Consider the following 22,249-nt stretch of genomic DNA (forward strand, 5'->3'; position numbering starts at 1 on the left):
GCCATGGCTTGCGTCCAGGGCCGGTACGGGTCGCGATCGTCGGCACGGGTGCGATCGCGCGAGGCAGTCATCTGTCGGCGCTGACCGCACTCGCCGCCGAGCAGCCGCTGGAGATCGTCGCGGCGGTCGATGTGGACGGGGACGCGGTCGAGGCGTTCTGCGCGGACGCGGGCCTCCTCGCTCGCCCGTACACGGATCTCGACCGGATGCTCGCCGAGCAGCGGCCCGATCTGGTCGTCATCGGCACCCCGCCCCGGTTCCACCGTGACCAGACCGTGGCCGCGCTGCGTGCCGGGGCCTGGGTGTGGTGCGAGAAGCCCCCCTGCCCGTCGCTGGAGGACTTCGACGCGATCGAGGCCGCGGAGGGGGCCGGGGAGGGCGGACCGTACGCGGCGATCGTCTTCCAGCACCGCTTCGGATCGGGCTCCCGACACGTCCGGGAGCTGCTGGCCGAGCAGGCGATGGGCCGGGCGCTGGTGGCCCACTGCCAGACCACCTGGTACCGGGACGAGGCGTACTACTCCGCCCCCTGGCGGGGCAGTTGGGGCAGTGAGGGCGGCGGTCCCGCGATGGGGCACGGCATCCATCAGATGGACCTGCTGCTGGATCTGCTCGGCCCGTGGGCGGAGATCCGCGCGATGGCGGGGCGGCTGGTGCACGACGTGGAGACGGAGGACGTCTCCACCGCACTCGTCCGTTTCGAGAACGGTGCGATGGCGACGGTCGTGAACAGCGTGCTCAGCCCGGACGAGGTCAGCCGGATCCGGATCGACTGCGAACGTGCGACGGTCGAACTGACCCATCTGTACGGGCACCGCAACGCCGACTGGCGGATCACGCCGGCGCCGGGCGTCCCTTCCGGACAGGCCGCCGCCTGGCGCGACTTCGGACCCGACGTGCCCAGTTCGCACGAGGCGCAGCTGCGTGGGCTGCTGGACGATCTGAGGACCGGACGCCGGCCGCGCAGCAGCGGCCCCGACGGCCGGAAGAGCCTCGAACTGGTGGCCGCCCTCTACAAGGCCGCCTTCACGGGGGAGACCGTACGGGCCGGCGAGATCCGCCCCGGCGATCCGTACTACTCCGCCCTGCACGGCGATGCTCCCGGCTGGGCGCCGGAGCCCCGGGCACAGGCGGGGGAGGCCACCGTATGACGAGGATCCTGGAGCTCACCCACCGGCACGGCCGGCACATCGCGGTGACGCTCGCGGGCAGCGGCGTCGAGCTGCTGCGCTACGTGTACCGGGCCGAGGACCCCTGGGAGGCCCCGAAGCCGTACATCCACCCCTTGCGCACGCTGTCGGGCCGGGTGGTGACCGACTACCGCCCCAACGACCACCGCTGGCACAAAGGCCTGCAGATGACCGCCTCGCACCTGTCGGGCCAGAATCTGTGGGGCGGCAACAGCTACGTGCACGGCGAGGGGTATCTGGCCCTGCCGGAGCGCGTCGGCTCCATGGAGCACGTCGGCTTCGACGAGGTGTCGGTGCACGACGACGGGGCCCGCCTCACCGAGCGGCTGACCTGGCATCCGCACAGCGGCCAGCGCTGGGCCGACGAAACGCGCCGCGTCGAGGTGCACGACATCGACACGGAGAGCCGCAGCTGGGCGCTGACCTGGTCGTCCGCGATCACCAACCGGCGCGAGGAGCCGCTGCGCTTCGGCAGCCCGACGACGCACGGCCGGGAGGGCGCGGGGTACACGGGCCTGTTCTGGCGAGGTCCGCGCGCCTTCCGGGACGGGCGGATCCTGACCCCGGACGGTGAAGGCCCGGGGCTGATGGGGCAGCAGGCGGCTTGGCTGGCGTACACCGGCGAGCACGACGGGGCCGACGGGCACGCCACGCTCGTCTTCGTCCACTCCCCCGAGAACGACCACACCGGCGCGGACGGCGCACACCCGGCGCACTGGTTCGTGCGCAGCTCCCCCTTCGCAGCCGTCGCACCGTCGTTCGCCTTCCACGAGGAGCTGGTGCTGGCCCCGGGCGCGACCCTGACACGCCGCTACCGGGTGCTGGTCGCGGACGGCGCCTGGGACCGCGAGCGGATCACCTCCCGGGTCGAGGGGCTCCCCTGGGAGGGGTCCGGCCCGGGGGACCCGGGACCGCGCACAGCACCTACTGCGCCCAGGACGGGCTGAGGACGAGGACGGGGATCTCGCGGTCGGTCCTGGTCCGGTAGTCCGCGTAGTCGGGGAAGGCCTGGACGGCCCGGTCCCACCACACGGCCTTCTCCTCGCCGGTGACCTCGCGGGCGGTCATGTCCTGCCGAAGGGTGCCGTCGCGCAGTTCCACGTGCGGGTCGGCCAGCACGTTGTAGTACCAGACGGGATGCTTGGGGGCGCCGCCGAGAGAGGCGACGACGGCGTACTCGCCGCCGTGCTCGACCCGCATGAGGGGGGTCTTGCGGAGCTTGCCGCTCCTGGCGCCGCGCGTCGTGAGGAGGACGACGGGCCGTCCGCGGAGCGTGGTCCCCCGGGTGCCGCCGGAGCTCTCGATGAGCTCGACCTGCTCACGGACCCATGTCGTCGGGCTCGGCTCGTACTCGCCCTCGATCGGCATGCCACTGTCCTCTCGTCGGAGTCCTGCGTCGTGGCTCCATGATGACGCCCCCGGAGGGCGGAGGTGTGCAGGAACACCGGTCGGACGGGCCGCGCGGCCCGGTCGCCTGCCGCCCTCCCACCCGTTCCGTCTCACCATCCGGGAGGTGATGAGCCGCTCGTCACAGTCCGCGCCCCCAGAAACCGGACTCCTTAGGGTATTGCGTCCCACTATTTCCGGAATATGCACTCGCCCCGCTCCAGTGACACTCCGGCGCAGGGCATACCGTGGGGGCAGCGGAGTAAGCCAAGCCTTACTCCGCTGCACTCTGCCCGTGCTCGTCCGCCCAAAGGAACAACCTTCATGACACGCCCCGTCCGCGTCGCCATCGTCGGAGCCGGTCCCGCCGGAATCTACGCAGCGGACGCGCTGCTCAAATCCGAGGTCGCACAGGACCCGGGTGTATCGATCGACCTGTTCGAGCGCATGCCCGCGCCCTTCGGCCTGATCCGGTACGGGGTGGCCCCGGACCACCCGCGCATCAAGGGCATCGTCAAGGCACTGCACCAGGTCCTGGACAAGCCGCAGATGCGACTGTTCGGCAACGTCGACTACCCCGACGACATCGGCCTGGACGATCTGAGGTCCTTCTACGACGCCGTGATCTTCTCCACCGGCGCCGACGCCGACCGCGCTCTGGACATACCCGGCATCGAGCTCGACGGCTCCTACGGCGCTGCCGACTTCGTCGCCTGGTACGACGGCCACCCCGAGGTGCCGCGCACCTGGCCCCTGGAGGCCGAGAAGGTCGCGGTGCTCGGCGTGGGCAACGTGGCGCTGGACGTGGCGCGCATCCTGGCCAAGACGGCGGACGAACTGCTCCCGACCGAGATCCCCGCCAACGTGTACGACGGCATCAAGGCGAACAAGGCGCTCGAGGTGCACGTCTTCGGGCGGCGCGGGCCGGCCCAGGCCAAGTTCAGCCCCATGGAGCTGCGCGAGCTGGACCACTCACCGAACATCGAGGTCATCGTCAACCCCGAGGACATCGACTACGACGACGGCTCGATCGCGACCCGGCGGGAGAACAAGCAGGCCAACATGGTCGCCTCCACGCTGGAGAACTGGGCGATCCGTGACGTGGGCGACCGCCCGCACAAGCTGTTCCTGCACTTCTTCGAGTCCCCGGTCGAGGTCATCGGCGAGGACGGCCGCGTCGCCGGTCTGCGCACCGAGCGGACCGAGCTGGACGGCACGGGCAATGTCAAGGGCACGGGCCGTTTCACGGACTGGGACGTGCAGAGCGTCTACCGGGCGGTCGGCTACTACTCGGAGGAGCTCCCCAAGCTCCCGTTCGACGTGACCTCCGGCACGGTCCCGCACGCCGCGGGACGCGTCCTGGCCGGCGGGGAGCCGATGGAGTCGGTGTACGTCACCGGCTGGATCAAGCGCGGGCCCATCGGCCTGATCGGGCACACCAAGGGTGATGCCAACGAGACGGTCGCCTGCCTGCTGGAGGACCACGCCGCCGGACGGCTGCCCGAGCCCGCGCAGCCCGGTCCTGAAGCCGTCGTCGACTTCCTGGAGCAGCGTGGCGTCCGGTACACCACCCGTGACGGCTGGCACCGCCTGGACGCCCACGAGCAGGCACTCGGGGCGGAGCAGGGCCGGGAGCGGATCAAGGTCGTCGACCGCTCGGCCATGCTGGACGCGTCCGGCGCCTGACCACAGGCCGTGAGCGCCCCTGGAGCCCTGTCCGGCAAGGGTTCCGGGGGCGTCGTGCTGTCAGGGACCTCTCGCGCACCGTCCGCCGGGGCGTACCGATTCGTTCGGGGCGGTCGACGCGGGCAGGGACCGGGCCCGCCACCCCCGGCTCCGGTGCGGGCGTCCTGGAGCCGCTCCCGGCTCTCGCGAGCGGTGCGCGGCGGCCGACGCCGGGCAGGCCGGGGGCCCGTACAGGGGCCGGGGCGGCGGGCGCTGCGGGCGTGTCCCGAGCCTTAGACTCGGCCAATGGCGAAGTATTTCGATGTACACCCCGAAAATCCTCAGCGCCGCACCATCAGCAATGTGGCCGACAGCATCCGGTCCGGTGCGCTGGTCGCGTACCCGACGGACTCCTGCTATGCGCTGGGCTGCCAGTTGGGCAGCCGTGACGGCATCGGCCGGATCCGGTCGATCCGGAATCTCGACGATCGCCACCACTTCACCCTGATGTGCCAGAACTTCGCGCAACTGGGACAGTTCGTGCAGGTCGACAACGATGTGTTCCGCAGCATCAAGGCGGCGACACCCGGTAGTTACACGTTCATTCTCCCCGCCACCCGAGAGGTGCCGCGGCAGTTGCAGCACCCGAAGAAGAAGACCGTCGGCGTCCGGATCCCCGACCACGCCGTCACCCAGGCGCTCCTCGCCGAGCTCGGCGAGCCGCTGCTCTCCAGCACGCTGCTCCTGCCCGACGAGGAGGAGCCGATGACGCAGGGCTGGGAGATCAAGGAGCGCCTCGACCACGTGGTGGACGTCGTGCTGGACTCGGGTGACTGCGGCACCGAACCGACCACGGTCATCGACTTCTCCAGCGGTGAGGTGGAGATCGTGCGCCGGGGGGCGGGTGACGTCTCCCGGTTCGAGTAGTCCCGTGGCGGCACGCTCCCTCCTCGCCTTCGAGAGGTGCCGCCGAGATGCCCGAGGTCGCGGAGGCTGGTTCGGTGGAGGGGTCCGCTCCGTACGGCTCCGAGGAGTGATCATGAGCGAGTCAGAGGACGTCCACGGTCGCGCACGGCAGATGCGCGCCGAGGCGAAGGATCTCGAGAAGGCCGCCGAACGCGCCACCGATCCTACGGAACGCCGGCGCCTGAAGGACCGGGCTCGCCGGCTGGAATCGGAGAGCGTGCAGGTCAGCGGCATGGCGAGTGGGGACATCTACCCCATGGAGTAGCGGGCCGGCGGCAGGTGTCGTGCCCGGTCCTGTGCGCCGGGACCGGAGACCGAGCGACGCGAGGAGGGAGGGGCTGCTTCCCGCTCCCCTCCGCCGCCGGCGCGAGCCCGCTGCCGCCGCCTCTGTTAGGTCACCGCGACTGGGGCCTGCGCTCGTCGAGGGCCGGCGATCCGTGCGTCGGGGGCGGGCGGGCACGGTGCGGATCCCGATCAGGACGGTGCGGCGGTGGCCACCGGGCCGCACCACCGCACCGCGCCGATCCGGTCACCAGGAGGACTTGGTGACTCCCGGGAGGAATCCGGCGTGCGCCTGCTCACGCACGCGCACCCGGGACAGACCGAATTTCCGCAGGTGACCCCGGGGCCTGCCGTCCACGCTGTCGCGGTTGCGCACCCGTGTGGCACTCGCGTCGCGCGGCTGGCGGCGCAGTTCCGCGAGTGCCGCGGCCCTCTCCGGCTCCGGCGTCCCCGGACGGCGGACGGTCTCCTTCAGCTCCGCCCGCCGGGCCGCGTAGCGCTCGACGACGGCCCTGCGCTTCTCGTTACGCGCGATCTTGCTCTTCTTGGCCATCAGACGGACCCGCCCCGCGCGCGGATGCGGGCGACCGCGGCCTCGATGCCGATGCTGTCGATCGTCTTGATCGCCTTGGCGCTCAGGGCCAGCCGGACATGACGGCCCTCGCTGGGCAGCCAGTAGCGCTTGCGCTGGATGTTGGGGTCGAACCGGCGCGAGGTACGCCGGTGCGAGTGGGAGATCCGGTTGCCGAAGCCCGGCTGGGCGCCGGTCAGTTGGCAGTGGGCGGACATACGGGTTCCTGCCTCTCGTTGACTCTCGTCGACATGGTCCCGTTATTGAACATGGAAACCATTGCCATATAGTACGCCATGGCTCGCAACGAACTACGCCCGGTCATCAAGCTCCGCTCCACCGCGGGGACGGGCTACACCTACGTCACCCGCAAGAACCGACGGAACGACCCGGACCGCCTGGTGCTGCGGAAGTTCGACCCGCTCCTGCGCCGTCATGTCGACTTCCGCGAAGAGCGCTGCCCCCTCCGCCCGCACCACGGCCTGATCCCACCTGATCCGATCCGAAGGACACTCCATGAAGCCCGGCATCCACCCCGCCTACGGCCCTGTCGTCTTCCGCGACAGGGCGGCCGACTACGCCTTCCTCACGCGCTCCACCCTGACCAGCGACCGGACCGTCGAGTGGGAGGACGGCAACACCTACCCGGTCGTCGACGTCGAGATCTCCTCGGCGAGCCACCCCTTCTACACCGGCACCGCCCGCGTCCTGGACACGGCGGGCCGGGTGGAGCGCTTCGAGCGCCGCTACGGCCGCGGCGGTGGCCGGTGAGGGAGGACGGCCGGCCGCTCCCCGTCGCGATCGTCTGCGGACTCCACTCCGAGGCCCGGCGCGAGGTGGTGGCGGAGCTGCTCGCGGAAGTGCCCGGCAGCGTCGCGCTGCACCATGATCTGACGACCGCCACCGCGGGCACGGTGCACCGGACGCTCCGGGACAGCTCGGGCGAACTCTCCGGCGGCGAGGCCCCTCTGGTGAACGACTGCGCCTGCTGCGCACTGCGGGAGGACCTGATCCCCGAGCTGGCCCGGCTGGCGGATGACGGACGTACCCGGCTCGCCGTCGTGGAACTCTGGGATTCCGTCGAGCCCCGGGCGATGGCCGAGGTCGTCGCCGCGCACGCCGACGGCTGGGCCGAGGTGACGAGCGTGATCACCGCGGTCGACCCTTCCCTCGTCCTGCCCTGCCTCGTCAACGGTGACGACCTCGCAGAGGCGGGGCTGGCGGCTGCGGCCACCGACCGGCGTACGGTGGGGGACACCTGGGCCAGGCAGTTGGAGTACGCCTCCGTCATCGCCCTCGTCGACAGCCTCGACGCCGACGACGAGGACCGCGCACTCATCGGACAACTGCACCCGACGGCACGGCAGGTGACGGCCGGATCGCGCGAGCTGCGGGAGGCGGCTCTCGCCGGCTTCGACGTGGAGGCGGCGGGCGCCGCTCAGCATCCCGCCTGCGCGCTCCTCCCCCAGGAGGCGGAGGAGGCGGGGGTCAGCACCCTCGTATGGCGCAGACACCGCCCGTTCCATCCCGAGCGCCTGTACGCGGCCCTGGAGGACCTGAGTTGTGCGGCGGCCCGGAGCCGGGGCAGGTTCTGGCTCGCCGACCGGCCCGACACGCTGCTCTCCTGGGACGCGGCCGGCGGCGCGCTCTGCGTCGAGAACACCGGCCCGTGGCTCGCCTCCCTGCCGGACGCGGCCTGGGACATGGTGCCGCCCTTCCGGCAGGCGGCCGCGGCGCTCGACTGGCACCCCGAGCACGGCGACTGCTGCCAGCACCTCGTCTTCGTCTCCCCCGGTCTCGACCGGGACGGGCTGACCGTGCTGCTGGATTCCTGCCTGCTCTCCGACGACGAGTTCGCGGCAGGCCGCACCGGCTGGAGCGAGCTGCCGGCCACTTTCGACGAACTCCTCGACCCCGTCGACTGACCCCGCACCCCACTTCGCAAGGACACCCGATGGCCCACCGCCACGAATCCCGCACGCCCCTCAAGGCCCGGCCGAACCCGCTCGACGCGGCCGGGATCACCTACGTCGACTACAAGGACACCCCTCTGCTGCGGACGTTCATATCCGACCGTGGCAAGATCCGCAGCCGCAGGATCACCCGCGTCAGCGCCCGGCAGCAGCGACAGATCGCCGCCGCCGTCAAGAACGCCCGCGAGATGGCGCTGCTGCCCTACTCCGGCTCGGCCTCATGACCTGACGCGCGGTCGGCACGGCGGGGAGTCACCGCACGGCGTACGCACCATGCGCGATGTTCTACCGGGCCCTGCGCACCGCGACAGGGAAGCGTCCCGCGCGAACCGCTCGCACCCGTTCCGCGACCAACCCCGTCCCATGTCAAAGGCCTGGTCCTGGACCACTGGGCGTGAGTCGGCCCACCACCTGAGGACCTGTCACGCGGCGCCGGTCGCAAGGCGGACCGTGGAGCCCGGATGGCGGCGTCGTGACGAGGACCGCACCCCCGGTCGGGTGTGTGGTAGGACCATCCGGAGCATCCTGATTTGCTCCTGATCTTCCCCATTGATGAAGTGGCGCACGTCACTTCCCCTCCAAGGATCATGGAGAACGATCATGATGTCTTTCCGTCGGGCCGTCGCGGCCGCCGCCCTGACCGCCGCCGCTGTGCTGGCGAGCGCCGGTGCGGCCTCGGCCTATGACCAGACCGAGTACCACCAGCTCGGTGACACGCCCCAGGTCGTGCTGCACGCGCACTGCAACGATCTCACCACCCAGTTCGGCGCCGTCAACGTCAACCAGGGACCGGTCTGCATCGACTTCGGGTCCGACGACGGTGAGTCCCAGATGAGGTCCCGGGGCGCGGAGTCCGGCGACATCGAGGTGCATGCCGCGTGCAACTCGGCCGTCACACAGGTGGGCCTCGTCAACGTCAACCAGGGACCGGTGTGCATCCGCTTCTGAGCCGCCGATGAACGCCTTCCCCGTGGTGTGACGGCCGCGGCGGGCTGTGGCAGTCGTCCTCCGCTCGGCGCGGCCGGACGACGGGCACACGGCGCGGCCGTCCACGCGGGCCGGTCCGAGTGATGGCCGGCCCACGACACGACATCGCGGAGCTACACCGGCCGCCCTCCGTCCAGGAGGGCGGCCGCACCGCTGTTCCGCGACCTCGACGGACCGGACACCGTCCTGCCGGGAGATGAGCTGGACGTACCGCGGCAGTACCGGTCCCGTGTCCGTCGAGGCCCGCAGCGCAGGATTCGACCGCGACGACAGGTCGTTGCCGATGTCCGACACCAGCTCTCCACCAGGGGCGGGTGGTCGCCGCACCGTAGCGCCGCTCGGCGCCACGGGCCGGATCAGTGACCCCTGTACCGCGGACGAGCTGCTGCGGCACACCCGGACCGTGCTCACGGCGTACGGCGCTCAGGCCGTTCCTCCGAGGTGTCCGGAACGGACCATCAGAGCGGCGAGACCTGCACGCGTGGTGACGCCGGTCTTGCGGTACACACGGGAGAGGTGGGTCTCGACGGTACGGGGGCTGAGGTAGAGCCTGGTGGCGATCGACTGGTTGGTGAGACCCTCGGCGACCAGCTCGGCGACCTCCCGTTCGCGTGCCGTCAACGAGGCCAGCCACCGCGGGGGGACGGACGGCGTGGCGGGGACGGACGGCCGCGTCATCTCCGCCAGGCCGAGCAGCAGGCCTGCGCCGCCGGTGGTGGCCAGCCGGTGGCCCTTCTCCCACATGGCCGCACCGCGCGCACCGGACCCGGCAGCCGTCATCGCCGGGGCGGCGAGCAGGAGTGACCGGGCCTCCCAGAACACCGCACCGGACCGCGCGCATTCCGTGGCCGCGTCGGAGAGCAGCGTTGCCGCCGTGGCCGGGTCGCCGCCGTACAGCGAGAGCTGTGCCGCGCTCCGCATGGCGGAGGCGCGCTGCAGGGGCAGGCCGAGCTGCTCCGCCTCCTTGCGGGCCCGCTCGGCCCAGGCGGACGCGGAGTCGATGTCTCCCGTGGCCACGGCCGCGGTGACGAGAAGTTCCGACAGGAGGGGGCGCATCGAGGGCTGCAGGCCGCGCAGGTCGTCGCCGCCCGCCCGGAGCAGGGCGCCCCGGGCGCGGTGCGGGTCGCCGCCGGTGAGCGCCGCGTAGCCGAGCATGGACCAGGCCATGGAGGCACGCCAGTTGTCGCTCGGTCCCATCTCGGCCACGGCCTCCTCGGCGGCCGCCAGTGCCTCCGGGGCACCGGGGGCGGATGCGGCCACCAGCACCTGTGCTTTGTTGGCCAGGACGAACGCGAGCAGTTCGCTGCTTCCGATGCCCCGGGCGATGTCCTCCGCCTCGTACGCCAGTTGCCGTGCCGACGGCAGGCGACAGGTCTGGATCCGGACGTGTGCCTTGCACAGCAGCAGCAGCGGCAGGAGGTAGACCTGCCCGCTGCGCCGGGCGATCCCGAGGCCTCGGTCGGCGTGGCGTTCGGCGTCGGTGAAGCGGCCCAGGAATGCTTCCGCCCAGCCCAGTCTGGCCAGCGGTTCGCACAGCGCCGTGAGGTCGTCGTCGGGCAGGCCGTCCACCAGCCCGGCCGCCTGTTCGGCGAACGCGACCGCCTTGGCCACGCCGCCCTCGTAGGCCTCGCCGAAGGCGGCGACCGCCAGGGCCCCCGCCTCGCCGAGTTCGTCCCCGAGGGAGCGGGCTTCGGCGAGAGTCCGTGCGACCTCGCCCCTCATCTGCGGGTAGGAGGTGTTGTGCGGCGCGGACGAGCTCAGTTCGAGTCTGATCGCCACCCTGTCCGAGGGTGACGGTTCCGGCTGCCTGTTGAGCTCGCGGCGAAGGAGCGCGAGCGCCTCGGGGTACCTTCCGAGGTGCCGCTCCATCAGGGCGCACAGCACCACCGCCGACGTCCTGAGGCCGGACCCGTCCGGGCCCGCCGCGCTGATGACCTTGTGCAGCAGATCCCGGCTCTCACGCAGCCCGCCGGAGACACCGAGCGCGCGCGCCCGGCGCAGCATCAGATCGCGGCGCTCGACCGCGTGTTCGGTCGTGTCCGGCAGAAGCCGGAGCGCGACCTCCAGCCAGTGTGCGGAGCTCGTCGGAGCCGTCGACGCGGTCTGTTCGGCGGCCTGCGTGAGTACGGTGACCGCGTGCGGGTCCCAGGCGGTCACCGACCGTTCGATGTGCTGGGCCTGCTCGACGGCCGGCGCGCCGGCGCGGGCCAGTTCGGCGGCGGCGGCGCGATGGATCTCGACGCGCCGCCGGACGGGGGTGGACTCGTGGACGAGGGTGCGGATCACCGGGTGGCGCGGTACCGGCCGGCCGCCCGGGCCGGGCCGCACGAGGTCGCGCCGGGCCAGGACACCGAGATCGTCGTCGATCTCGGCATCGGTGCGGCCGGTCGCCCTGCCGATCAACGGGGGCACGGCGTGATCGCCGAGTACGGCGATCGCCTCCAGGGTCCGGCGCTGCGGCGGGGTCAGTGGGGTCAGCTCGCTCAGCAGGAGCGATTCGAGTCCGCCCAGCCGGCCGCGGCCGTCCCCGGTGAAGGCCGAGGAGGAGGTCTCGTGACGGGCGGCGCCCTCGCGGTGCGCGTGCACGAGGGAGAGGAAGTACAGGGGGTTGCCCTCCCCGGCGGCGTGGAGTTGCGCCGCCCGGTCGGGCGGCAGGTCGGGGGCGAGCCCTTCGACACAGTCCTGTTGTGCGAGGGGCGCCAGGGCGATCCGCATCACCGCTTCGGTGTCGACTCCGCGGGTGAGCGCCGCGGTGAGAGCGGACGGGGTCTGCCGGTCACGGCGTGCGACGACGAGGACGACCGGGCCTGGAACGGGGTGCCGGACGAGATGGTCCAGGAGCTCCACCGAGGCCGGGTCCGCCCAGTGCACGTCGTCGAGTGCGACCACCAGGCCGCGCTGGCGGCAGAGCTGCCCCAACAGCCGTGCCACCGCCCGGTGCAGGCCGAAGCGGTCGGCGGTGGGCGTGCCCGGCGCGGGGGACGGCCCGGGGCCCCCGCCGCCGAGGACCGGAGCGACCATGTCGAGCAGCTCCGGTGCCACACCCGGCGGGCGGCCGTCCAGATCGGCGAAGGCATCGGCGAACGGCTGGAACGGGAGGTGGCGCTCGTACTCCGTGGCCCGGCCGCGCAGCACCGTCACCCCGCGCCGCCGGGCGCGCAGGCAGAACTCCCCCATCAGCCGGCTCTTGCCGATCCCTGCCGCACCGGTGATGTCGACGAAGGGCGGGCCCTCCTGACCCAGCCGGTCGATCACCGTGTCGAGCTGCCCCAGTTCGGTCGCGCGGCCGACGAAGGGGCTCCCGCTGTCGCGGGGCGTGGGAGCGCCGTGCGAGGCTCCCACCTGTTTGATCTCTCTGCCGAACTCCACGGCAATGTCTACCACGTTGAGCGGAAGGCCGTTCGGGAGTCGCACATGTGCCGTGCGCATCCACCGGGAACGGCTAGCAGGCGGCGGCGCCCGGCCACATCGGTCGGGCCCCCGGCCGCCCGGGTCAGCGCACGCCGTTCTCCGCGGCGCGGCTCAGGAGATGAGCCACCAGGGGCGGCTGCGCCCCCATGGCCAGGAAGGCCACAGTTCTGTGACCGCGCCGCACGACCTCGATCCGGTGAAAGGCCATGAACAGAGACTGGCCGGCCAGCATGTTCAGCGCGGCCACCTCGGCCCACGCCACGGCCCGCGGCCGGCCGAAGAGGTCGGTGAGCACCAGGCCACGGGGGAAGAGGTAGCACCTGCGGAGCCCCAACCTGGCGGATACGCGTCCCCATGCCCATCTGAGACCGATCACGACGAGCAGCACGGACAGCGCCACCGCGCCTTTGGTGAACGCTGACGAGGGCCTGTCGACGGCCAGCGCCACGATCATCGCCAGGCACAACGCGATGATCAGGCGCCGAGCGAGCTGGGCCAGTCCGCCTCCCAGCCCCGCGACGGGGTAGTCGCCGTACGCCTCACCGAAGCCGAATGTGCGCATTCCTGCTCTCATGCTGGATCGTCTCCCTCGATCGCCATCGCGATCTTCTTGTCGGTGTACGCGGACGAGCAGGTCATTTCCTCGTCCGAGCGATGAGTTCGGCGAGCAGTCGCACGCGGGGAACCATCTGCGTGACGTCGACGTACTCGGAATCCGCATGCGCGCCTCCGCCGACGGCCCCCAGGCCGTCGAGGGTCGGACAGCCGGTCGCCGCGGTGTAGTTACCGTCGGAGGCACCCCCGACGGCCGCCCCTCGCAGCGGCGGCCGCCCCTGTTCGGCGGTGATCCGGGAGGCGAGGGCGAACAGGGCTGCGGAGGACTCCGGTCCCATGGGCGGCCGTTGGCTCCCGCCCAGCACCTCCAGCCGGGCTCCGGGAGTCCGGGCGGTCAGCCCTCGCAGTGATGTGTCGATCCGGTCCTGCGCCGCCGTGGTGGACGCCCTCACATCGAGGGACAACCGTGCGAGGGCGGGAACGGTGTTCCGTGCGCTTCCGGCCGACAGCAGGGTGGGCGTGACGGTCGCGGGGCCGAGGCCCCCGTCCGCGCCTGAGGCGGCCGGCGAGGCCCCGAGGGCGGCGGCGGACAGCACCTGGTGCGCGGCTTCGACGAGGGCGTTGACCCCCTTCTCCGGTTCCTGGCCGGCGTGCGCGGACCGGCCGTGCACCAGCACCTCGTACCGTGACGTGCCTTTGCGCGCGGTCTTGAGCGCCCCCTCCTCGTCGGCCGACGCCTCCAGCACGAACGTGGCCGTGCACCCTCGCGCGGACTGCTCGATCAGCTGCCGGGAGGTGTCCGACCCGACCTCCTCGTCCCCGTTGACCAGCACACACACCCCTTCCGGGGACGGCAGGGAGGCCAGCGCGTGGAACATCTGCACGAGACCGGCCTTCATGTCCAGGACTCCCGGACCGCGGGCCTTCCCGTCTTCCACCGACCAGGGGTGGTCCCGGAGCGATCCCATCGGCCACACCGTGTCGTGATGTCCCATCAGCAGGATCTGCGGACGGCCGAAGGCCCAGCGCAGGTGCGTCACACCCCCGATCACGATCAGCTCCGGTGCCACCCCCAGTACCCTCGCCCCGAGGGCGCCCACCACCTCGGCGCTGCGCGCCACCGCCGGCAGACAGGCCGAGAAGGACTCGCAGCGCACGAGCCTCTCCAGATCGGCCAGCATCACCGGCAGGGCGACGGCCGCCCCGCCGGTCACCACGCCGGCCCCGTCTCCCCTACCCGTCGTAAGAACACACGTCCCCCTTGCATCACATGGGCCACTGGTGGAGCGGCGGAGCCTCCGGGTCGTCGCCGCGTGACTGACGCTAGGACAGGGCCTGGCATTCCACCAGCGACCGAATTGCATGGAAGTCATGCGCAGCAGGAATGTCATGGCAGAGGATGACGAGGGCCGACCTGGCAACGGAAGGGCAAGGGAACGGTGTTCGAGAACGAGGACCTACGGCTGCTCGTGACCGTGGCGGAGAGCGGTTCGTTCACACAGGCGGCGGTCAGGCTCAACTACACGCAGTCCGCGGTGTCCCGGCGGATCGCCGCGCTGGAACAGGAGGCGGGCGGAGCCCTGTTCGACCGGCTCCCTCGGGGCGTACGGCTCAGTCCCGCCGGCCGTACGCTCCACCGGCACGCCCTGGACGTGCTGGACAGGATGGCTCGTGCGGAGCGGGAACTGGCCGTGCTGCACGCGGGCCTCGGCGGCCTGCTGCACGTGGGTGCGTTCGCGACGGCCAACATGTCCCTCGTGCCCACGGCGCTCCGTGCGCTCAGGGATGTCAGGCCGGAGGTCGAGGTCGTCGCGGCCGAGGGTCCGACCAGCGCACTGATGGAGCGGCTCGCGGACGGGGCGCTGGACATCGCCGTCGTCAGCGACTACCCGTCCGGCCTGCCACGGGCCGACGGGGTCACGACGACCGAGCTGTGCGAGGACGAACTGTGCGTCGCCCTTCCGCGAAATCACCCGCTGGCCGGCGCCGGCCGGTTCGACCTGTGTGAACTTCGCGACGAGGCCTGGCTCCAGAGCGCGTACGGCGACCGCCCGACGCTGCTCGCCGACGCCTGCGCCCGGGCAGGCTTCAGCCCCAGGAAGATCATCAGGATCGCGGAGTGGGCGGGCAAGTTCGGCTACGTGGCCGCGGGGCTGGGGGTCGCGCTCGTCCCCTCACTGGCCGCGAGGGCGGTTCCCGAGACGCTCACCCTGTGCCGCCTCACCGACCCGGCTCTGCGCCGGACCCTGCATGTGGCCCTGCCCGCCACTCCGCTGCCGGCCGCCCTGGAACTGCGGGACCTGCTGCGTGCGGCCGTCGACCGCGACCCGTGAGACCCGCGACGCCCGGGCGCGGGCCGAGCCCGGGTTGCCGTGGTCGGCGCCGCGGGCTTCGAGGACGGCGGCCCGTACCGGCACCCCCGCCCGCCGGCACCCGACCGCGGCGATCGGCGCCCGCCGGACGGTTCGCCACCGCCCGCCGGACCGAATCGGTGGACGACCGGGGAACAGCGGTGCCGAGCGGCGAAATCCGGTGGCCCGGCCTCGAAGGACACCCCTAGCATCCATCCATGACCGAAGACTCCGACATCGCAGGCCCTCAGCATGACGCGGAGGCCGAGAGGGAACTCTCCTGGCGTGCCAAGTCCGTCGGTCTCGCGGCGGTCGACACGGACGACGCCGAGCTCTTGCACAGGTGGCGATCCGATCCGGTGGCCGCCCATGAGATCGGCATCTGGCCGCGCTCCCTCACCGCGCTGCGCGAGCGCGTCGAACGCGACTGTGACAACGACGATCGCGATGACTTCCTCGTCCTGCTCACTGACGGCACCCCGGTCGGTCATGTCGCACTGACCGACCAGAACATCGTCAACGGCACCGCGCAGGTCGAGCTGATGCTGGCCCCTGAGCATCGCGGGCGCGGTCACGGCACCGACGCCCTCGACGCTCTGGTGGACCTGGCGTTCGGCGAACTCCCCCTGCACCGCCTCACGGCGGAGACCCACACCGACAACTCCCCTGCCCTCGCCGTCCTCGCCAGGTCCGGATTCGTACACGAGGGCGTCAGTCGCGCCGCCTGCCTCCATCGGGGCCGCCGCCATGACCTCGCCGTGCTCTCACTGCTCCGCCCGGAGTGGGAAGCGCTGAACCGCCCGCGTGCCTGGGACGCCTGACCACCCTCGGTGAACGCGTGTCGAGCCCTCGTCCCCGGACCAGGCGCGGTACGCCCTCCGCCTCGTGCGCAATGCCTCAGGAGGCGGGCCCCGAGCGGGCGTGCAGTTCGTCCCTCTCCTCTTCGGAACGGAAGTCGGAGAGCCACTGGGACGTGGCACCGAGCCCGCCGAACGTGTAGAAGTGCAGCTTGAGGACACCGTGACGGCGGGCATCGTAGCGCTCGGCCAGAGCGCGGAGGAAGCGGTCGGGGCCGGCGGTGCCCATCAGGTTGGTGATCGAGAATCCGTACTTCTTCGCGATGGACGTGCTCGTGCCGACGCCGAAGCGCGCGGCGTACGTCATCAGCCGCTTGATGCCCGCGGGACCGGGGACCCCGATACGCACCGGTGTGTCGATGCCCCGCTTCCGTACCGCCTCGACCCAGGTGAGCACCGGGTCCGCGTCGAAGCCGAACTGGGTGATGACGTCGCCGTACAGTCCGCCCTGTGCCAGCGCGGTGGTCTTGTCCTCGATCGCCGACCAGAGGACCGGGTCGGCGATGGCGGGATGCCCTTCGGGGTAGCCGCTGATGCCGACGTGCCGCACCCCGTACTCCTGGAGGAGCCCGGTCCGGATGAGCGTGAGGGAGTCATCGTAGGGGCCGTGCGGAGTGGCGGGGTCGCCGCCGACGACGAAGACGTTGCCGTCCGTGCCGTCGGAGCGGAGGGCGGCGAGAAGTTCCACCAGTTCCGACCTGGCGCGCAGACGGCGGGCCGATATGTGCGGGACGGGGGTGAACCCGTGCCGCCGGACGGCGCGGGCGGCGGTCAGCCGCATGCCGAGGTCCTCGTTGCCGAGGAAGGTGATGTTGATCCGGGTGCCGGGCGGAATGCGGATGCGGGCCTCTTCGAGCTGGGAAACGTCCTTGGCCGTCATCTCCAGGGAATAGTCCTCCAGTAGGGACAGGACGACCGGGGCGGAGGCCGCGGAGAGGGAATCCATGATGCTCCTTGTTCGTGTGGTTCTCCCTGGGCACAGGGCGGCGTCGGGGCAGGGCTCAGGTGGAGGCGGGCCGGTGCCTCCGTGAGACGGTCCCGGTCCGGTCGGGGAAGCCGGCCGGAGGTGCGCGCCCGCCGAGGCGCAGTCGTACTGTCCCGGATGCGGGCGCAGGTGAGCCGCACCGGCGGTGACCATTCGGCGCGCCCCGCCCGCACGATACGCGCGAACATCAGGATGCCCAACGCGGTGAGCAGGGAGAAGTGCGGCGTGTGCCAGGCTCCGGACCAACTGCCCTCGGCACAGGCGGGGCCGACGAGGGCGGAGGTCGGAGCACTGTGTGCGGTGGTCCGAAGAGCCTGGGTGAACAGGCCGCCCAGCAGCAGCCAGTTCACCGAGGTGCTCGTCACACCCCTAGCAACTCCTTACCGAAATTTTCTGCACGTTCTTGCCGGAGCCGTGGTCGACTGCTTGACTCGCCTGCAGTCAAAGGTCCGAGCCCGCCCGAACCAGCGGCGGGAAGCCTGGGCACCGGTGCGGGAGGAACAGCGATGAGCAGCGCATACGACGTCCTCGTCCTGGGAGGGTCGGGCGTCGACACGATCGTGTACGTCCCCGAGCTCCCGCTTCCCTACGCCGACAGCTACATGATCCGGCCGGGCATCGAGACCCGAGCCGGGCAGACCGGCGACTTCGTGGCGCTCGGGCTGAGCACACTGGGCCTGCGCACACATCACCTCGACATGATCGGTGACGATCCGTCGGGCGATCTCGTCCGGGCCTTCCACCGCGACCGGGGCATCGGTCTCACCGAAGTGCCCCTGCCCGGGGGGACGAAGCGGGCCGTCAATCTCGTCGGCCCCGACGGGCGGCGGCTCTCCCTCTACGACGACAGCCGCTCCCGGGAGTCCGACCGCCTGCCCGAGGATCTGGTGCGCTCCCTGGCATCCGCCAGTCGCCATGCGCACGTCTCCCTCACGTATCCGTGTGCCTTCACCCTCCCCCTCCTGCGCGACGCGGGCCTCACCATTTCCACGGATCTGCACAACTGGGACGGCGAGAACCCGTACCACGAGCCGTTCGCCTACGGCGCCGACATCGTCTTCGTCTCCACGACGGCCCTGGCCGACAAGGAGAAGACCATGCACAGGATCCTGGAGCGCGGGCGGGCCGAGGCAGTCATCGCCACTGCGGGGGCCGAGGGTGCGTACCTGCTGACCGGAGACGGGCTGGTCCACGTTCCGGTGGTCGAGCCGCGCGACCCCGTGGTCGACTCCAACGGGGCGGGCGACGCCTTCGCCTCGGGCTTCCTCTTCGGCCGGCTGACGGGCGAGGACCTCGGGCGGTGCGCGCTCTACGGCTCGGTGGCCGGTGCGTACGCCTGCACCGTGCCGGCCACCGGGAGCGATGCCATCGACCGCGCCGGACTTCTCTCGGCGGTCGCGGAGCTGGAGGCCGCCGGGCCGCGACCCGCACGCCGAGTCCCTCACGCCTCGCGACGCCCCGCGTCCGGCGCCGCGAGCTGATCCACCGGGAAGGGCAAAAGGCCCCTCAGCTGTCCGCCTTGGGCTCCTCGGCGTTGCGCCAGATCGTGAGGTCGAGGGTGACGTACTTGCTGGGGCCGTCCGGGCTCGCCTTGCCCCGGTAGGTCGCCACGGCGATGTGCCCCCCATCGCTGAGCACGCAGATCTCCGAACCCTTCGTGAGCTGGTCGAAGGCGATCGTCTCGGTGTAGCGCGTCTCCTCGCGACAGGTCTCGAGCGAACCCTTCTGCGCATTGTTCAGCAGGACCAGCTTCCCGTTGTCGGTGCCGAGCTTTTCGTCGCCGAACACGGAGTCGTAGTAGTAGTACAGGTCTCCGTGGTTGTAGGACACGCCGCTGTCGCCGCCGTCGGCCGGACGGGGTGGGCTGTCGGCGAGCATGACCTGGTAGTTCGCCGTCATGTCGATGCCCTTGTACGAGGCCGGCCGGGGGTCGGTCCTCTTCGGCTCCTTGTCCGACGACGTGCTGCCGGCCGGACCGGCGCTCTCACGGGCCTTGGCATCGTCGCCCTCGCCGGAGCCGTCCCCCAGGGAGGAGGCGACGACCGCGAGGACGACGACCGAGGCCGCGACGGCCCCGCCGACGATGAGCCCCGTCCGCTTCCGCCGTGGCGCAGCTGGCGCGAAGCCGACCTGGTGGGCCGGCTGGGTGGGGTGGCCGGGCACGAACCCCGCAGGCGTCCGGTAGCCGGGAGGGGACGCGGGATACCCGGGGGCCGGCCCGTAACCGGGCGGCACCGCACCCTGAGCACCGTGCGCACCCGGAACGCCCGGCACTCCCGGCATCCGTGGTGCGCCGGGCATGCCCGGGGCGGTCTGCGTCGGTGCGGCGGCCATGCCCCCGCCGTGCGGCGCGTACGGGTGCGCCCCCTGCACCGGGGGCTGCTGCGGGGAGATCTCGGTCGGCGTAGGGGCGGCCGTGGGCATCGGCGGCGGCGTCTTCGCCGGTTCCGGCAGTTGCAGCCGCTCGGTGATCGAACCGGCGACCGCCCGCGGCAGCCAGTCCTCCCCCTGACGCAGCGGGACGGGTGAGATCTCGTTGCACAGCTCGATGATCTCGGGCAGGGACGGCCGGTCGGCCGGGGTGCGGCTGAGGCAGCGCGTCACGAGAGGCCCCAGCTCCGCGGGCACTCCGCTCAGGTCGGGCTCCTCGTGCACGATCCGGTAGAGCACCGCGTGTGACGGACCGTCACCGTAGGCGGGGACGCCGAGGGCGGCGTACGCCACGATCTGGCCGAGGGCGAAGATGTCGGTCGCGGCAGTGACCGTACCGGCCGCCGCCTGTTCCGGCGCCATGAAGGCCGGGGTCCCGACGCTGACGCCGTTGCCGGTCAGGGCGGTGGCGTCGGCCGCGCGGGCGATGCCGAAGTCGATCACGCGGGGCCCGTCGGCGGCCAGAAGGACGTTGGCGGGCTTCAGGTCGCGGTGCACGATGCCGGCACCGTGGATGACGTGGAGGGCTTCGGCGCACCCGACCGTCAGCAGCAGCACACTGCGCAGGGGCAGCCGCCCGTGCTGGGCCACGGCGTGGGCGAGCGAGGGGCCCGGCACGTAGGCCGTGGCCAGCCAGGGCTGCGCGCCTTCGGTGTCGAAGTCGATGACGGGCGCCGTGTACAGGCCCTGCACCCGCTGCGCGGCCCGGACCTCCTGCTGGAAGCGCCGCCGGAACTCGGGGTCCTCGCTGAACTCGGGCCGGATGACCTTGAGTGCGATCGGGCGGCCACCCGGTGTGTACGAGAGGTACACCTTTCCCATGCCGCCCGTACCCAACACCGCCACCAGGCGATATCCGCCCACCATGGCGGGGTCGCCCGGCGTGAGCGGCTGGAAGAGACCGGCCGGTATTGCACTGCTCATGCGGAACCATCCCCCTGTCAACGGCAGTTCTGACCCTGCCGACGCCCCGAAGTCAACCGAGAGCGTACCGAACCCCTTCCCCCTTCCCGGCCACCGTGCCGGACTCGTCCGCCGGCCACCGGCGTCGAGGCCTCGTCGTGTCCGCGGGCGCGGGGAGGCGTCCGTACCGGGGGTCCCGGGGCGGCGGCAGTGCGCGGCGGGCGGGCGAAATACGGCATGGCCGGCCCGTGGTGGCCGGAACCACTCTCTTGACCCCGTCGATTCCTGTCAGGACCATGTGCGCGTCGCACAGCTCCACCCCCCACCCCACCGGACTCAGGAGACTGCCAGCATGCGACTCGTCAACGCACGGAAATCCCGGCCGACGAACGTGAGACGCACCGCCACCCTCGCCGTTCTGCTCGCCCTCGGCCTGGCCGCCCCCGTCACCGCCGTGACCGGCGCCGACGCCTCGTCCCGGAGCGCGGCCGTCGCCGCGGACGAACGGACCCGGCAGTACGAGATCACCGGGCACCACACCCCCGCCGACCGCACCGCGATCGCCCGGTCCGGCGTCTCGATCGATGAAGTACACGAACACGGCGTCGTGATCACCGCGGACTCCGCCCAGGCAAGGAAGCTCCAGGCCGGGGGCCACGTACTGGATGCCCTGCCCGCGCCGGGCGCCGAACCGCACGCACAGGGGCCCGTCGGCACGCTCGACTTCCCGTCGGCGGACTCCAAGTACCACAACTACGCCGAGATGAACGCGGAGATCGACGCGCGTATCGCGGCATACCCCTCGATCATGAACAAGCGCGTGATCGGGAAGACCTACCAAGGCCGGGACATCATCGCGGTCAAGGTGAGCGACAACGTCGCCACCGACGAGGCCGAGCCCGAGGTCCTCTTCACCGCGCACCAGCACGCTCGGGAGCACCTGACCGTCGAGATGGCGCTCTACCTGCTCCGCGAGCTCGGTGAAGACTACGGCACCGACTCCAGAATCACCCAGGCGGTCAACGGCCGCGAGCTGTGGATCGTGCCGGACATGAATCCCGACGGCGGTGAGTACGACATCGCGTCGGGCTCGTACCGCAGCTGGCGCAAGAACCGGCAGCCCAACTCCGGCTCCAGCTACGTGGGTACGGACCTCAACCGCAACTGGGCCTACAAGTGGGGCTGCTGCGGCGGCTCCTCGTCCAGCACCTCCTCGGAGACCTACCGCGGCACCGCGGCCGAGTCCGCGCCCGAGACGAAGGTCGTGGCGGACTTCGTCCGGAGCCGGGTGGTCGGAGGGAAGCAGCAGATCAAGGCGGGCATCGACTTCCACACGTACAGCGAGCTGGTTCTGTGGCCGTTCGGCTACACGTACAGCGACACCGCCGCCGGCATGACGGCCGACGACCGCAACGCGTTCGCCGCCGTGGGCCAGAAGATGGGCGCGAGCAACGGCTACACCGCCGAGCAGTCCAGCGACCTCTACATCACCGACGGCTCGATCGACGACTGGCTGTGGGGCTCGCAGAAGATCTTCGGCTACACCTTCGAGATGTACCCCGGCTCGTCCTCGGGAGGCGGCTTCTACCCGCCCGACGAGGTCATCGAGCGGGAGACCTCGCGCAACCGGGACGCGGTACTCCAACTGGTGGAGAACGCGGACTGCATGTACCGGTCGATCGGGAAGCAGGCGCAGTACTGCGCCTGACGCCCGAGCGACGCGCGCCCCGGGGGATG

At 71.5% G+C, this 22,249-nt stretch carries 21 protein-coding genes and 1 pseudogene; 14 read left to right on the forward strand and 8 right to left on the reverse strand.

What is annotated here, in order from left to right:
• Positions 1-8 precede the first annotated feature (8 nt).
• Both AB0F38_RS13580 and AB0F38_RS13585 read left to right on the forward strand, forming a co-directional pair.
• Positions 9-1,151 (forward strand): Gfo/Idh/MocA family oxidoreductase, encoded by a 1,143-nt coding sequence (locus tag AB0F38_RS13580; protein WP_361891311.1) that lies wholly within the window; start codon positions 9-11, stop codon positions 1,149-1,151.
• Positions 1,148-2,137 (forward strand): PmoA family protein, encoded by a 990-nt coding sequence (locus AB0F38_RS13585; RefSeq protein ID WP_361891314.1) that lies wholly within the window; start codon positions 1,148-1,150, stop codon positions 2,135-2,137. The genes AB0F38_RS13580 and AB0F38_RS13585 overlap by 4 nt, the downstream gene beginning before the upstream one ends.
• Here the strand turns inward: AB0F38_RS13585 and AB0F38_RS13590 are convergent.
• Positions 2,115-2,558: a nitroreductase family deazaflavin-dependent oxidoreductase gene (locus tag AB0F38_RS13590; RefSeq protein ID WP_361891317.1), complete on the reverse strand. Its 444-nt coding sequence runs from the start codon at positions 2,556-2,558 to the stop codon at positions 2,115-2,117. The genes AB0F38_RS13585 and AB0F38_RS13590 overlap by 23 nt on opposite strands.
• 342 nt (positions 2,559-2,900) lie before the next feature.
• On the opposite strand from AB0F38_RS13590, the gene AB0F38_RS13595 reads away from it, so the two are divergent.
• The 3 genes from AB0F38_RS13595 (at position 2,901) to AB0F38_RS13605 (ending at position 5,472) form a co-directional block, all read left to right on the forward strand.
• Positions 2,901-4,262, forward strand: coding sequence for an FAD-dependent oxidoreductase (locus AB0F38_RS13595; RefSeq protein WP_361891320.1), 1,362 nt, complete (start codon positions 2,901-2,903; stop codon positions 4,260-4,262).
• 285 nt (positions 4,263-4,547) lie between these two features.
• Positions 4,548-5,168 (forward strand): L-threonylcarbamoyladenylate synthase, encoded by a 621-nt coding sequence (locus tag AB0F38_RS13600; protein WP_361891322.1) that lies wholly within the window; start codon positions 4,548-4,550, stop codon positions 5,166-5,168.
• A gap of 112 nt (positions 5,169-5,280) precedes the next feature.
• Positions 5,281-5,472, forward strand: coding sequence for a DUF6381 family protein (locus AB0F38_RS13605; protein WP_361891325.1), 192 nt, complete (start codon positions 5,281-5,283; stop codon positions 5,470-5,472).
• Positions 5,473-5,736: 264 nt separating this feature from the next.
• Here AB0F38_RS13605 and rpsN read toward each other — a convergent pair whose 3' ends face one another.
• A complete protein-coding gene (gene rpsN, locus AB0F38_RS13610) occupies positions 5,737-6,042 on the reverse strand; it encodes a 30S ribosomal protein S14 (RefSeq protein ID WP_361891328.1) in 306 nt (101 codons plus the stop codon).
• The gene (rpmB, locus tag AB0F38_RS13615; protein ID WP_361891331.1) at positions 6,042-6,278 is read right to left on the reverse strand and encodes a 50S ribosomal protein L28; all 237 of its coding nucleotides are present in this window, start codon (positions 6,276-6,278) and stop codon (positions 6,042-6,044) included. Before rpmB ends, rpsN begins: the two co-directional genes overlap by 1 nt.
• 78 nt (positions 6,279-6,356) lie before the next feature.
• On the opposite strand from rpmB, the pseudogene rpmG reads away from it, so the two are divergent.
• The 5 genes and pseudogenes from rpmG to AB0F38_RS13640 form a co-directional block, all read left to right on the forward strand.
• Positions 6,357-6,506: pseudogene (gene rpmG, locus AB0F38_RS13620) on the forward strand (50S ribosomal protein L33); the annotation flags it as partial.
• A gap of 70 nt (positions 6,507-6,576) precedes the next feature.
• Complete coding sequence (locus AB0F38_RS13625) at positions 6,577-6,831, forward strand: type B 50S ribosomal protein L31 (protein WP_361891535.1); 255 nt, start codon at positions 6,577-6,579, stop codon at positions 6,829-6,831.
• A complete protein-coding gene (locus AB0F38_RS13630) occupies positions 6,828-7,985 on the forward strand; it encodes a GTP-binding protein (RefSeq protein ID WP_361891538.1) in 1,158 nt (385 codons plus the stop codon). The genes AB0F38_RS13625 and AB0F38_RS13630 overlap by 4 nt, the downstream gene beginning before the upstream one ends.
• Before the next feature lie 29 nt (positions 7,986-8,014).
• Complete coding sequence (gene rpsR, locus AB0F38_RS13635; protein ID WP_361891334.1) at positions 8,015-8,257, forward strand: 30S ribosomal protein S18; 243 nt, start codon at positions 8,015-8,017, stop codon at positions 8,255-8,257.
• 376 nt (positions 8,258-8,633) lie between these two features.
• On the forward strand, positions 8,634-8,981 hold the full coding sequence (locus tag AB0F38_RS13640; protein WP_361891337.1) for a hypothetical protein: 348 nt from the start codon (positions 8,634-8,636) through the stop codon (positions 8,979-8,981).
• Between the two features lie 462 nt (positions 8,982-9,443).
• On the opposite strand, the gene AB0F38_RS13645 is transcribed toward AB0F38_RS13640, so the two are convergent.
• The 3 genes from AB0F38_RS13645 to AB0F38_RS13655 form a co-directional block, all read right to left on the reverse strand.
• A complete protein-coding gene (locus AB0F38_RS13645) occupies positions 9,444-12,449 on the reverse strand; it encodes a LuxR family transcriptional regulator (protein WP_361891340.1) in 3,006 nt (1,001 codons plus the stop codon).
• 64 nt (positions 12,450-12,513) lie between these two features.
• The gene (locus AB0F38_RS13650) at positions 12,514-13,005 is read right to left on the reverse strand and encodes a hypothetical protein (RefSeq protein ID WP_361891342.1); all 492 of its coding nucleotides are present in this window, start codon (positions 13,003-13,005) and stop codon (positions 12,514-12,516) included.
• 61 nt (positions 13,006-13,066) lie between these two features.
• Positions 13,067-14,167 carry a M20 family metallopeptidase gene (locus AB0F38_RS13655; protein ID WP_361891541.1) on the reverse strand — a complete coding sequence of 367 codons (1,101 nt, stop codon included), beginning with the start codon at positions 14,165-14,167 and terminating at the stop codon, positions 13,067-13,069.
• A 258-nt stretch (positions 14,168-14,425) separates the two neighbouring features.
• Between AB0F38_RS13655 and AB0F38_RS13660 the strand changes: the two genes are divergently transcribed.
• On the forward strand, positions 14,426-15,319 hold the full coding sequence (locus AB0F38_RS13660; protein WP_361891344.1) for a LysR substrate-binding domain-containing protein: 894 nt from the start codon (positions 14,426-14,428) through the stop codon (positions 15,317-15,319).
• Positions 15,320-15,555: 236 nt separating this feature from the next.
• On the forward strand, positions 15,556-16,158 hold the full coding sequence (locus AB0F38_RS13665) for a GNAT family protein (RefSeq protein ID WP_361891346.1): 603 nt from the start codon (positions 15,556-15,558) through the stop codon (positions 16,156-16,158).
• A gap of 76 nt (positions 16,159-16,234) precedes the next feature.
• Here the strand turns inward: AB0F38_RS13665 and AB0F38_RS13670 are convergent, their stop codons facing one another.
• Entirely contained in the window at positions 16,235-17,140 is a 906-nt protein-coding gene (locus tag AB0F38_RS13670; RefSeq protein WP_361891349.1) for a methylenetetrahydrofolate reductase, read from the reverse strand.
• 545 nt (positions 17,141-17,685) lie between these two features.
• Between AB0F38_RS13670 and AB0F38_RS13675 the strand changes: the two genes are divergently transcribed.
• The gene (locus AB0F38_RS13675; protein ID WP_361891352.1) at positions 17,686-18,660 is read left to right on the forward strand and encodes an adenosine kinase; all 975 of its coding nucleotides are present in this window, start codon (positions 17,686-17,688) and stop codon (positions 18,658-18,660) included.
• Positions 18,661-18,685: 25 nt separating this feature from the next.
• Here AB0F38_RS13675 and AB0F38_RS13680 read toward each other — a convergent pair whose 3' ends face one another.
• A complete protein-coding gene (locus AB0F38_RS13680; RefSeq protein ID WP_361891355.1) occupies positions 18,686-20,533 on the reverse strand; it encodes a protein kinase in 1,848 nt (615 codons plus the stop codon).
• Positions 20,534-20,864: 331 nt separating this feature from the next.
• Between AB0F38_RS13680 and AB0F38_RS13685 the strand changes: the two genes are divergently transcribed.
• Positions 20,865-22,220 carry a M14 family metallopeptidase gene (locus AB0F38_RS13685; protein ID WP_361891358.1) on the forward strand — a complete coding sequence of 452 codons (1,356 nt, stop codon included), beginning with the start codon at positions 20,865-20,867 and terminating at the stop codon, positions 22,218-22,220.
• Positions 22,221-22,249: the final 29 nt, after the last annotated feature.

This window comes from Streptomyces sp. NPDC025273 (assembly GCF_040638585.1).
Classification (GTDB): Bacteria; Actinomycetota; Actinomycetes; order Streptomycetales; family Streptomycetaceae; genus Streptomyces; species Streptomyces cinereorectus.

Coding starts and splice junctions, on each gene's coding strand:
- AB0F38_RS13585 (WP_361891314.1), top strand. CDS start 1,148: ATGACGAGGATCCTGGAGCTCACCCACCGGCACGGCCGGCACATCGCG.
- AB0F38_RS13590 (WP_361891317.1), bottom strand. CDS start 2,558: ATGCCGATCGAGGGCGAGTACGAGCCGAGCCCGACGACATGGGTCCGT.
- AB0F38_RS13595 (WP_361891320.1), top strand. CDS start 2,901: ATGACACGCCCCGTCCGCGTCGCCATCGTCGGAGCCGGTCCCGCCGGA.
- AB0F38_RS13600 (WP_361891322.1), top strand. CDS start 4,548: ATGGCGAAGTATTTCGATGTACACCCCGAAAATCCTCAGCGCCGCACC.
- AB0F38_RS13605 (WP_361891325.1), top strand. CDS start 5,281: ATGAGCGAGTCAGAGGACGTCCACGGTCGCGCACGGCAGATGCGCGCC.
- rpsN (WP_361891328.1), bottom strand. CDS start 6,042: ATGGCCAAGAAGAGCAAGATCGCGCGTAACGAGAAGCGCAGGGCCGTC.
- rpmB (WP_361891331.1), bottom strand. CDS start 6,278: ATGTCCGCCCACTGCCAACTGACCGGCGCCCAGCCGGGCTTCGGCAAC.
- AB0F38_RS13625 (WP_361891535.1), top strand. CDS start 6,577: ATGAAGCCCGGCATCCACCCCGCCTACGGCCCTGTCGTCTTCCGCGAC.
- rpsR (WP_361891334.1), top strand. CDS start 8,015: ATGGCCCACCGCCACGAATCCCGCACGCCCCTCAAGGCCCGGCCGAAC.
- AB0F38_RS13640 (WP_361891337.1), top strand. CDS start 8,634: ATGATGTCTTTCCGTCGGGCCGTCGCGGCCGCCGCCCTGACCGCCGCC.
- AB0F38_RS13645 (WP_361891340.1), bottom strand. CDS start 12,449: ATGCGCACGGCACATGTGCGACTCCCGAACGGCCTTCCGCTCAACGTG.
- AB0F38_RS13650 (WP_361891342.1), bottom strand. CDS start 13,005: ATGAGAGCAGGAATGCGCACATTCGGCTTCGGTGAGGCGTACGGCGAC.
- AB0F38_RS13655 (WP_361891541.1), bottom strand. CDS start 14,167: ATGCTGGCCGATCTGGAGAGGCTCGTGCGCTGCGAGTCCTTCTCGGCC.
- AB0F38_RS13665 (WP_361891346.1), top strand. CDS start 15,556: ATGACCGAAGACTCCGACATCGCAGGCCCTCAGCATGACGCGGAGGCC.
- AB0F38_RS13670 (WP_361891349.1), bottom strand. CDS start 17,140: ATGGATTCCCTCTCCGCGGCCTCCGCCCCGGTCGTCCTGTCCCTACTG.
- AB0F38_RS13675 (WP_361891352.1), top strand. CDS start 17,686: ATGAGCAGCGCATACGACGTCCTCGTCCTGGGAGGGTCGGGCGTCGAC.
- AB0F38_RS13680 (WP_361891355.1), bottom strand. CDS start 20,533: ATGAGCAGTGCAATACCGGCCGGTCTCTTCCAGCCGCTCACGCCGGGC.
- AB0F38_RS13685 (WP_361891358.1), top strand. CDS start 20,865: ATGCGACTCGTCAACGCACGGAAATCCCGGCCGACGAACGTGAGACGC.